Below are 11,996 nucleotides of genomic sequence, written 5' to 3'. Positions count from 1 at the left end.
GTAAACATACGGAATTATTTATTTTTTTCTAGAGCCTTGCATCAGCAAATCTGCGATCTATAAATGATTTAGTATCAAAGATAATCGCACCTCTTTCTTTATACTTTGCATAATCCAGATTTAAGAATTCATCATGTGCTACTGCGATGATAATTGCCTTGTAATCGATATCCATAATTTTCTCCTCTAAGGTAATACCATACTCTTCTTTAACTTCACTAGCAACAGCCCATGGATCATAAACATCTACATCCATTCCATATTGGCGAAGTTCTTTATAAATATCTACAACCTTTGTATTTCTTATATCTGGGCAGTTTTCTTTAAAAGCTACTCCTAATATCAATGCTTTCTGGTCTTTAATCAAAGAACCCTTTGCAATTAACATTTTTACTACCTTGCTGGCAACAAAAATACCCATATTTTCATTTACCATCCTTCCAGATAAGATAACCTGCGGAGAGTAACCCAAAGCATTAGATTTATGAGCCAGGTAATACGGATCGACACCGATACAGTGTCCTCCTACTAATCCCGGTTTATATTTTAAGAAGTTCCATTTTGTTCCGGCCGCAGCAATTACATCGGAAGTGTCAATTCCCATTTTATCGAAAATCAATGCCAACTCATTTACAAAGGAAATGTTTACATCTCGTTGTGCATTTTCTATGGCTTTTGATGCCTCCGCGACTTTTATGCTTGGTGCTTTATGAGTCCCTGCAGTGATGATACTAGAATATAATGCATCAATCCAATCAGCCACTTCAGGTGTTGAGCCTGAGGTAACCTTCATGATTTTCGTTAAGGTATTAACTTTATCTCCAGGATTGATCCTTTCGGGAGAGTATCCACAGTAAAAGTCTACGTTATACTTTAAGCCTGAATATTTTTCTAAAACGGGCACGCAATCTTCTTCGGTACAACCTGGATATACGGTTGATTCATATATTACAATATCCCCTTTTGATAGGAATGGAGCGAGCATTTTTGTAGCACCCAAAAGCGGTCTCAAATCAGGTGCTTTAAATTCGTCTATAGGTGTTGGAACCGTTACAATATAAACATTACAATCACTTAAAGATTTTGTCTCAGCAGAAAGTGCAAGTCCTTTGCCGAGTACCCCTTGCAGAGCATCTAAGTCAGCTTCCCTTGTGATGTCTTCATTTTTAGAAAGTTCATTTATTCTTGTTTCATTGATATCGAAACCAAGAACCTGATATTGTTTAGCAAATTCGATGGCTAGTGGTAATCCGACGTAACCTAAACCGATGATTGCGATGTGTGGCTTTTTTGCTGCTGACATGGCTGCAAACTTACGAAATAATTTAATTCAGTATAGGTGGGTTTTTATGAGATTAAAAATTCTAAGTAAAACAAAATGCCCCCATAAAGTGTCTAACTTTTTGGGGGCACTGCAAAATTTGACACAGGGCATTTTATTTAAATGATTTATTGCTTTATTCTAATAGAATATCAATCTGTGCAGCGAGCTTATGTTCCAACTCTGCTCCTTCGAAACCTATTGTCCTGAATTGCATGAGTCCTTTTTGATCAATCACCGCTATTGTAGGGATTAGTGTAAAACCAATTTTCTCTCCTATATCAGGATCATTGTTAAAGTAAAGAGGAAAAGTATACTGAGGGTTTTTAGCTTCCCAGCCAATGGCATCCTTGATGGTGTTTCGCGCACCACTGTTCACAACCATAAACATGACCTTTGGGTTATTTTTATACTTGTCATATACTTTTTGCAAATAAGGCATTTCCTGCATACAAGGCACGCACCAGGTTGCCCAGAAATCAAGAATAACAACTTTACCTTTCATCATTTCTGCTGTCACAGCTTTCCCTTTAAGATCGGTTAACTGATTTAATCCAGGCCCAGGCTTATTCATCATCTGTTTTGTCAGGGATGCTTTTAGCTGAGCTAGCTTTAATCCTTCCAGCTTTTTGAGTTTTGCATTGAATTCTGTTTCAGAAGAATTGAACTTTAGAAAATTAGTTTTCGCTGATCTGATTGCAACAGTATCCGAAGGATCTTTTAATAACACCATCCAAATGGCATCAAAAGCTTTTTCAGGTTTCCCCGCTAGTTCGTAAACTTGGGCTACATTCATCAAGCTCTCTTTATTTGCACCATTGCCTTCAGCTTTAACTGCAAGCTTTATCGCTTCGTCTTTATTTCCCAGATAAAACTTATTTAGGGCTATGATGGCATTAAGACTTGATTTTGCTTCAGTAACCGTCTTAATCCGCACACTATCGGCCACAAAAGGTAAAATATGACCGTACTCGGGAAAATACCTGATGACACCTACCGGCCACTGATCAGCAATCTTTAAAGATGCTTCGGCATAAGCAAGCACGGTATCGGCGGCGAGCCTTTGCGCTGTCAATTTTTCAGCAATCGTTTTTAATTTCTGAGGTGTATAGGGCTCTGGCGCCCCAATGCTTTTACGGGCATGATAAACGGCTTTCGCCTCGTTTTTGAGTTTGGCATAATGCTCAAAAAGCATCCGGTGGATTTCTGTCGAATTTTCACCTGATTCCCTACCTTTTTTTAGTAATGCTTCGAGTTGGGCTACTTTTTTGGTTTCATCCGTCTCTTTGGAAATAGCAGAGATCAGATAGTCTTTTGCCAGATCTGATTCGGGGAAACGTTTAGAAACAACCTTACGGATAGAGTCTAGCCTGTAATTTTCTCCAATAATCAGATAGCCCATGGTCACTTTATTGAGGTTACCACCGAAGGTGGGGTTTTCCTCAAACTTTGCGGCGATGATTTTTCTGGCCTCCAGGCGATGTTTCATCTTTTCCTCAGGCGTTTTAGCCAGAGTCATCAACACGCTTTGCTCACGTACTTTAGCTTCGTAATTATTGGGATAGTTGGTCAGCTCTTTTTTTAGTAATGCCAGCTGCAAGGCAGGCAATTTCGGCGATTTGGGAATCTGAACCCCAAGGCTATAGGATTCATGTAAAAACCCATCTCTTACCCGCTTATTACCATTATATACTGCAATTGTATAGTGCCGATCGGCCACAGGCTTATCAATGATTTCAGCGCTCTGCAGATAAAAGGAAGCAAAGGTAGCGTAACGCTGTAAAACAAAAGACGCGATCCATTTGTCGCCCTGTTTGGTCATCGCTAGCTTCCAGGGCTGATCGTAAAAAGTCGAATAGGTAAAGTTGACGATGATGCTGCTGGCATCTTTGCCGATTGCAGCTCCCGCGACGCCGGGATGATAGGTGATCGTCACCTTTTCTCCGCGTTGCGGCCTCTCGGGGGTAATTTGTACCACCTGTCCTTGTACTTGCAAAATTGCAAGTACAAGAAGGCAGCTCATTAGCATTTGTTTTAACATAGGGATGCGAATTAGTTGTATCCCGGATTTGGGACCAAACTGTTATTACTGTTTAAAGCTGTAGATGGGATCGGGAAAAGAATGGCAGTTGATTTCCACGCTGGTTTCGTCAGACTCAATACGTCATCTGCCCTGGTTTTACTTGGGTCGCCAGTAACGCTTTTCCAACGTTTTAAATCAAACCAGCGGTGGCCCCACTCCGTGAAAAGCTCCAGTCTTCTTTCATTTTCCACCTGTGCCATAGCGACAGCCGGATCTGCTGTTACTGGTAGCGGATTTAATCCTGCTCTCTGACGGATCACATCCAAATCTTCCTTCATTCCGGAGTAATTTTGCTGTTGCGCACGGGCTTCGGCACGGATCAGAAAGGCTTCTGCAAAGCGAAGTACCATGGAATATTCAGTAGGTGCACTAACAGCCCCCACCCTCACTTTGTATTTAAAGGGGAAATAATGAATCACCGGAGGAACGGCTGTTGTTGCATATTCTCCAACCCAATTTGTTTTCCTCAGGTCAGTTGTCCCAAATGCTTCTACTAAGCTCCCTGCACCTTTATTCAGTCGATAAAATGGCGCACCAGTAGATAATAGTGTATTGCCTTCCCAGGTATTTCTTCCAGTACTGGTATTAATAGCCTGCAGTTGCCATACCGCTTCTGTACTATTTTTCTGAAAAACCTTGGTCATGTGTGCCATACTATTAGGATCAAAAGCGTTAAGTATAGCGTATCCGGTGGTACTGATAACCTCAGCGGCTTCCTGCTCTGCAAGTGCATTGTTTCCGTTGTATAGATAAGCTCGGGCAAGCAACAGCGTTGCGGCCGTTTTATTTGGGCGTATGCGCTCCTTATTAATTCCCGGATAAGCAAGAACCAATACTTTTTTTGCATCTGTCAAATCCTTAATGATGGAAGCGTATACTTCGGCCTTTGGTGTTCTCGGCAGATTCGTATTTTTAAGCACATCAGAATCCAGGATCAATGGCACATCACCGAAAAAATTTACGAGGTAAAAATGGCAAAAGGCCCTTACAAACAAGGCTTCACCAAGCAATTGGTTTTTAACTTCGGGTGTGAGTGTGGTAGATGCGGATACACCTTCTATAGCCAGGTTTGCACGATAAATGAAACTGTAAGGTTGATCCCACATGATTTTGACATACTGATTTCCTGGAGTAAGTGAATTGTTCTTAAACTCATCAAAAGGTGCCGATGCAGAAGCATAGGTAAATTCGTCGGCAGCCATGGCACACATAAAGGTAGTGACTACATTAGCAAACTGATAGTTGAATCCGTTCATATCACTGTAAATCCCCGTTAGCACAGCTGTAGCAGATGCATCATTTACAAAGACTAGTTTACTGATCAGTTGATCTTTTGGATCATCAATATCTACAAATTTCTTACATGAACCCAGTGTGCTTAAAATCGCTATACAAAGCACAGAATATAATATTTTCATAATTTCTTTTTTTAAAATGCCAATTGTAAACCTGCGGTATAAACGCTTAATGGTGGTAATGCAAAACCCTTTGTTTCCGGATCAAAACCATCATATGAGGTGATGGTAAACAGATTCTGGGCCTGAACATATACACTAAGGTTCTTAAATTTCGAATTCTTTATCACATCCGAAAGGTTGTATTTCAGGGAAACATTTTTCAACCGGATAAATGAAGCGTCGACCCAATTGGCATTTGACAACCTATATAAGTTTTGAGAGGCATTAAAAATCGCCTTGCCTGAAGTTGCACTGGCCCCCGGAATGGAAGTCTCCTGCCCCGGGCTCTGCCATCTATCTAATGCACTCAGATCTTTATTCTTCAAAAGTCCATTAGAGGAAGCCAGGCTGCCATAGTTAAGCCCCGGTCCCTCTTGCTTAGCAAACTGGAAAAAGAAGTCGAGGCTAATTTTTTTGTATGTCAGACTATTCGACAATCCCCCGTAAAACTTCGGCATGGTATTGCCCATCACGACCATATCCATCTTATCATCAAATAATCCATCTCCATTCAAATCTCTGAATAAGGGTACACCTGTGGCGGGATTTATGCCAATAAAGTCATAACCTTTCACAATGGTAAGTGGCTGTCCGATCACATATCTATTTGAATTTGCAGTTGTAGCCAGGTTTGGATATTCTATCAATTTATTTCTGGCGATGGTCAGATTCGCGGAAGTATTCCAGGTAAAGTTTCCCCCACGCACATTGGCTGAAGTAATTTCGAACTCGAAACCCTGATTCTGCACCACTGCAGGTAAATTCGCTGTATATTCTGGAAATCCGGATTGCGGAGACAATGGGTAGCCAACCAACTGATTACCTGAACGGCCGCGGTAGAAATTTGCCGTTAGCATAAACCGATCTTGAACGAATCCTAAATCTATTCCAAATTCAAGTTTCTTATTCATTTCCCAGCTGTAATCGGGATTCGGGAAACGACTAGGATAAATTCCCGCAGAACCACCATAAGGAAGTGAAGTTGAGGACCAGCTGTCTAAGAACTGGTAGCTTCCGATCTGATCATTACCTACTGTTCCGTAGCTTGTCCTTAATTTAGCAAAGGATAAGAATTTCAACTGATCTTTGACAAAAGATTCATTGCTGATGAGCCAGGCTGCACCCACAGATCCGAAATTACCAAATCGTTTCCCTGGTCCGAACCTGGAAGAACCATCACGACGAAATGTACCGTTGATGATGTATTTTTCATCAAAATTATACGTTAAACGCCCGAAGAAAGAAGCATACCTGTATTTGGTGTAGGTATAAGTACGAGGTGTGACTACCGTTGCTGCTTTGATATTTTCTAATTGTTCATCGCTCACATAGCCTCCGCCGATCACTGATTGTGCTTCGGTAATGCTGTGCTGAAAAGTTCCCCCGGCCAGGGCAGAAAGATTGCCTTTTCCCAATTGAATGGTATAATCCAGCTGAGGCTCCAGGATATAGGAGTTGAATGAGCCATTTCCGTAGTTTCCAGAACTTCCGCTATAAGTAGCGGGATTGAAGCTGATTTTAGGCAGCGTTTGCACTTGTTTCGTTTCCAGACGGTTATATCCGGCACTTAATTTTGCATTCAATCCTTTGATAATGATATAGGCTAATGAGGTGTTGACAAACAGATTATTGGTATTGGTCACATTTGTGCGTTCGAGCAAAGCCATTGGGTTCTGCTCAACAGTGTTAAACCAATAATAATTGCCTTTTGCATCGTATATCGGCATATTAGGCGCCAGATTGAACGAACCGGCCAGATCTGTTATTGCCGTATTGTTCTCGTCAATCACATATTTTATTGAGCTGGTCATTCTGAATTTATTGTCTTTCGAATTGTAATTCAGTGAAGAATTCAAGGATCCTCTTGTATAACCAGTATTGCCAGGCAATACGGATTTCTCATTGCGAAATGCACCGCCAACCAGAAAATTAGTCTGTTCAGTTCCGCCACTTAAACTTAACTGTGCTTCGGTCAGACCTGCAGATTTTCCAAATAATTTTTCTTGCCAGTTCTGATCAAGATCCGGACTCCAGGTTAGCAGATCGGGAGCCTGCGTTTCAGTTGGCGTGACTGCATCATTTTTAAAGGCTTCGCGTCTCAATTCCAGATATTGCGCAGTATTGAGCATGTCAACTTTATGATTCACCTGCGCGAATCCCTGGTATACGTTCATGTTTACTTCCGCCTTTCCAGACCTACCTTTTTTGGTCGTAATTAAAATCACACCATTTGCACCTCTGGATCCATAGATAGAGGTCGCATCCGCATCTTTCAACACATCAATTCGTTCTATATCGGAGGGGTTGATGCTACTCAGAGGACTTTGCGTTCCATTTGCTCCGGTAAACTGGCTTAAACTTTCTGAAATAAATGGGATTCCATCCACAATATATAATGGCGAATTACCTGAGGATATGGAATTCTGTCCGCGCAGACGCACATTATATCCAGAACCAGGATATCCTGTTACCACAGAAATGTCTAAACCTGCCACTCTGCCTTGTAATGCTGCCAGTGGATCTGCTACCGGTTGATTTGCAATACTTTTAGCCGTGATGGAACTTACCGATCCAGTATTATTTCTTTTTGTTGTGGTTCCATAACCGATAACAACCACATCATCAAGCGTACCCACATCAGGCCTTAAAGAAACATTCGTCATGCGCCCGTTTTTTACCGGGGCTTCTGCTGTAACATATCCGATATAGCTAAAAACAAGTATCACATTTTCATTAGCGACTGTTATAATGTATTTACCCTCACCGTCTGTAGTAACCCCGGTATTTGTTCCTTTTACTTTAACAGACACCCCCGGCAATGGAAGGTTATTTTCATCCTTGACAACACCATTGATAGTTATATTCTGGGTCTTGGCAGGCGCTTCTTTAAAAATAATGACACTATTGTTGACCTGTTTATAATTTAAGCCTGTCCCTTTTAACAACTCATCCAACATACTTTTTACGGAACGATTATCTCCGTTAATGTTTAGATTTTTAAATTTAGCAATCAGCTCATTTCTGTAAGCAAACCTAAAATCTGTTTGCTTTTCAATCTGAGAAAAAGCAGAGCGAAGTGTTCCATTATTGATATCAATAGAGACATTCACATCGGAAAGTGTCTGAGCGGAACCCGGTGATGCGGTTAAGCTGCTAACTGTAAATAAGGTGATCAATAAGAGGATCGCATTCACTTTCATATAAAACTTTAATTTTTTAATATTAAAAGGAGCGTAAAATGCCGGAACACACCGGCTTGCAAATCGAGTAGAATTGTAATACATTGCGTTGGTTTTAGTTGGAACTGATAGGAAAATTTAAGACCAATGCAAACTCCGGTTGCAGCCGGGGTTTGCTTTTAATAGTCTGGACCACGAATGCTTTTATGGTGATGCTTTGTTGTTCATGTAGTTGTTTAGGTTTAGTTTATTGATTTAACATCCTGGACCATCAATAGTGACCAGATTATCTTTTAAAGTCAGCGTTGATCCTGTAATATCTCCTACTACACTCAGCACTTGATTGATATCATTTCGATTTAGAAAGGCTGCTGTAAATCTGCAGTTTTTAACCTTTTCATTCTTGAACTGAATTTTTACGCCATAACGATCAGCTATCATTTGCGCAGCGTTTTCCATGCTCATATCATCCATAATCAGATCATGTTTTTTCCATTCTACTACGGTCTCAGCTTTCACATTTACTTTTGTAGGTTCCGGAAGTTTAACATTCCATGCCAATTGCTGATCTGGTGTTAATACAGCCAGCACCTTCTTTTCGTCTTCAACTTTAACTTTACCTCTGGTTACTGTTACAGTTACTGATTCATTAACATGATATGCATTGATGTTGAAGGCTGTACCAAGTACTGTAGTTTTTATTTTACCAGTATAAATAACAAAAGGATGCTTTGCATCATGCTTAATGTCAAAATAGGCCTCTCCTGTCAAACGGACTTCCCTAAGGGCTTTTCCTCCAAAAGATTCTGGATACTCGAGATAACTATCTACATTTAACTGAACTGAACTTCCATCAGGTAATTTCACCCATTTATGTGTCGTATCTTTTGTCTCTTCAGATTTTTCATTATTCACTTCGGCTAGTCGTGGCCCCTCGACTTCAGGTTTTATAAGTAATAAGCCAATGCTCATGGCTAGAAAGACTAAAGCTGCTGCGACCAACCAAATGCGTTTTGTATTAAAAAAAGGTCTTTTTGTACCAATAGTGGTATTTATTTTATCAAAGATTCCCTCCTCATTTATAATCAATGATTGATGATCGGCATTTGCAAATTCCTTTTCTGTTTCTTCCATCGCCTCGAACCATTCCTGCTCATAGCCTCCAGAACTTACCATTTCCTTAACCTCTGCAATTTCCTGTGGACTGCAACGATTAAGAATGAATTTTACAAATAATTGCTTGATGGGATTTTCCAATTTGCTATCTGTTTTAATACATCTGTTTGAAACCGATATCGAACAGACCTATACATTACAAATAACTGGAGAGGTACATTTACTCTGATTGAAAATATTTTTTATTTAGTGTAGAACAATATCAATAATAAAGCTCCATTACGTACCATAAAATCTTTAATAGTCTTAAGTGCTTTTACCATCTGACTGTTTACAGTACTGTCCTTTATCCCAAGTTTATCGGCAGTCTGCTTATAAGAGTAACCATAATTACGACAAAGGTCGTAAATGATTCTACGCTGTGGAGGAAGCTGATCAACAGCCTTTCCAATAATCTCACCAGTCTGTTTCCGTTCTGTATACTGCAAACCATCCTCTTGCGCAGACTCCACATGTGAAAATATTTCATCGGAAATAAAGGTTTGCTTAGAAGCCTGTTTAATCACATTTAAAGACAAATTTCTAGCAATGGTAAAAAGAAATGGCTGAATAGAGCGATCTGATTTGATTGATGAAGCATGTTCCCATAACTTCACAAAAGTATCCTGCGTAACATCTTCGGCAAGGGAAGGAGATTTTAAAATTCCCAACGCATAGGCATATATTTTCTTAACATACAAGTCATACAGCTGCGAAAATGCTCTTGAATCTTGTAATTTAAGTTCTTCTAATAATTCTATTTCCCTATTGATGGACAATCGCATACTCTACAAATCTAGTAGATTTTATTTAAAACCCAACCCTTACGATTATTAAAACGAAAGTTACACAATTATTAACAGGATTTAAAATATAGAAGCACGGGGAATAGATGATCCCTTTGGGCTAAACATATTTTCCATAAATTTGCAACAGACATAAAAGAACTGACTATGACTTATCAGGAAAAACTAAAAGAAATACGTAATCAAATGAAGGCTGATAATGTACAAGCATACATTATTCCATCTGCTGACCCTCATATTAGTGAATATTTACCAAAGCATTATAAGTGCATCCCGTTTGCTTCGGGTTTTAAAGGATCTGCAGGAACATTAGTTATTACTCATGATCATGCTGGTTTATGGACCGACTTCCGCTATTTTGAACAAGCGGCGGATGAATTAAAAGGTAGTGGATTTGAACTGATGAAACAAAAGGTTCAGCATGCTCCCGAATACATTCAGTGGCTAACTGAGAAACTAGAAAAGGGAAGCATCGTTGCTGCCGATGATAAATTACTTTCTGTTTTACTGGGCGACCTGCTTACTCAGCAACTTTCTGTAAAAGGAATTAGCCTGAGTAGTAAAGATTATTTAAGTCCAATTTGGGAAAACCGTCCTGCATTACCTTCAGAAAAAGCATTCCTTATTGAAGATTTGCATATCGGTCAATCAGTTAGATCTAAGCTAGCTCAGGTAAGAACGAGCTTACAGAAACAAGGTGCGACACACCACCTCATATCTTCTTTAGATGATCTTGCCTGGCTGTTTAACATTCGCGGAAAGGATGTAAGTTATAATCCTGTGGTTTTGAGTTTCGCATTGATTAATCAAGATCACGCTACACTATACATGGATATCGATAAGCTTAGTGGAGCGGAAAAAGAAAATCTGTTAAGCAGTGGCGTAGAAATATTACCTTATGAAGATATTGAAAGTGCTATTTCAAATATCCCTGACAACAGTTCAATTTTTATTGATCCAAAACGTAACTGTTTTGCTTTCTATAAACTGATCCCATCATCAGTTAAAATCATTAAAGATACCAATCCGACCACAAACTTAAAGGCTATAAAAAACGAAACTGAGCTAGCCAACACTCGTAAAGCAATGCTTAAAGACGGTGTTGCCATTACTCAATTCTTAAAATGGTTATCAGAAAACATTGGTAACATTACGATTACCGAACTTTCTGCTGCTGCTGAATTGCGTAAATTCAGAGTTGCACAAGAAAGCTTTATTGGAGATAGCTTTAACACCATCAGTGCTTACAAAGCACATGGTGCTTTACCACATTATGGCGCTTCGGAAGAAAGCAATGTAGAGGTAAAAGCTGAAGGTCTTTTTCTGGTAGATTCAGGTGGTCAGTATTTTTATGGAACTACCGATATTACCCGTACTATCCCTATGGGTAATAATACTGAAGAAGAGTGTACAGATTATACCCTGGTTTTAAAAGGCATGATTGATGGATGTAAATTACGTTTCCCTAAAGGTACTTGTGGTTATCAGATTGATGCTATTACCAGGAAACCACTTTGGGATTATGCTATTAACTATGGTCATGGAACAGGTCATGGCGTTGGTTATTTACTAAATGTACATGAAGGCCCTCAGGTATTTAATCCTACTCCTAACCCAATAGCTATTGAATTAGGCATGATTACTTCAGTTGAACCAGGTATTTATCGTCCGGGGAAACATGGTATTCGTATCGAAAATCTTGTGAACACAATTACTGATATCAGTAATGAGTTTAATGAGTTTTATGCATTTGAGGCTTTAACAATTGCCCCGATCAGCACTAAAATTGTAAAAAAAGACTTGTTAGAGAAATCGCAAATTGACTGGCTAAACAGTTACAACGCTTTGGTATTTGAAAAGCTTAGTCCACTATTAAATGCTGATGAAGCAGCCTGGCTAAAAGAAGAAACTAAAGCTATATAATCATAACCACCTAAGCGATTAGCAAAAAACCTGATATGTTGCGAAAAGACATATCAGGTTTTTTAATATTTA

7 protein-coding genes are annotated in these 11,996 nt (G+C 39.6%); 1 reads left to right on the top strand and 6 read right to left on the bottom strand.

The features are described 5' to 3' along the window. Nucleotides 1–28: 28 nt before the first annotated feature. The 6 genes from WC623_RS05840 to WC623_RS05815 all read right to left on the bottom strand — a co-directional run bounded on the left by WC623_RS05840 (nucleotide 29) and on the right by WC623_RS05815 (nucleotide 9,980). The gene (locus tag WC623_RS05840) at nucleotides 29–1,303 is read right to left on the bottom strand and encodes a nucleotide sugar dehydrogenase (RefSeq protein ID WP_372848877.1); all 1,275 of its coding nucleotides are present in this window, start codon (nucleotides 1,301–1,303) and stop codon (nucleotides 29–31) included. Nucleotides 1,304–1,457: 154 nt separating this feature from the next. Next, nucleotides 1,458–3,344, bottom strand: coding sequence for a redoxin family protein (locus tag WC623_RS05835; protein ID WP_372848875.1), 1,887 nt, complete (start codon nucleotides 3,342–3,344; stop codon nucleotides 1,458–1,460). Nucleotides 3,345–3,373: 29 nt separating this feature from the next. Beyond that, nucleotides 3,374–4,822, bottom strand: coding sequence for a RagB/SusD family nutrient uptake outer membrane protein (locus WC623_RS05830; RefSeq protein ID WP_372848873.1), 1,449 nt, complete (start codon nucleotides 4,820–4,822; stop codon nucleotides 3,374–3,376). Nucleotides 4,823–4,833: 11 nt separating this feature from the next. After that, a complete protein-coding gene (locus WC623_RS05825) occupies nucleotides 4,834–8,061 on the bottom strand; it encodes a TonB-dependent receptor (protein WP_372848871.1) in 3,228 nt (1,075 codons plus the stop codon). A 234-nt stretch (nucleotides 8,062–8,295) separates the two neighbouring features. Then, nucleotides 8,296–9,297, bottom strand: a complete 1,002-nt coding sequence (locus WC623_RS05820) for a FecR family protein (RefSeq protein WP_372848869.1) — start codon at nucleotides 9,295–9,297, stop codon at nucleotides 8,296–8,298. A 101-nt stretch (nucleotides 9,298–9,398) separates the two neighbouring features. Continuing rightward, a complete protein-coding gene (locus WC623_RS05815) occupies nucleotides 9,399–9,980 on the bottom strand; it encodes an RNA polymerase sigma factor (RefSeq protein WP_372848867.1) in 582 nt (193 codons plus the stop codon). A 168-nt stretch (nucleotides 9,981–10,148) separates the two neighbouring features. Between WC623_RS05815 and WC623_RS05810 the strand changes: the two genes are divergently transcribed. Then, nucleotides 10,149–11,924 carry an aminopeptidase P family N-terminal domain-containing protein gene (locus WC623_RS05810; RefSeq protein WP_372848865.1) on the top strand — a complete coding sequence of 592 codons (1,776 nt, stop codon included), beginning with the start codon at nucleotides 10,149–10,151 and terminating at the stop codon, nucleotides 11,922–11,924. Nucleotides 11,925–11,996 lie beyond the last annotated feature (72 nt).

This window comes from Pedobacter sp. (assembly GCF_041645105.1).
Classification (GTDB): Bacteria; Bacteroidota; Bacteroidia; order Sphingobacteriales; family Sphingobacteriaceae; genus Pedobacter.
Note: the sequence above shows the minus strand (reverse complement) of the source record. Positions and strands in the feature narration are given on the sequence as shown.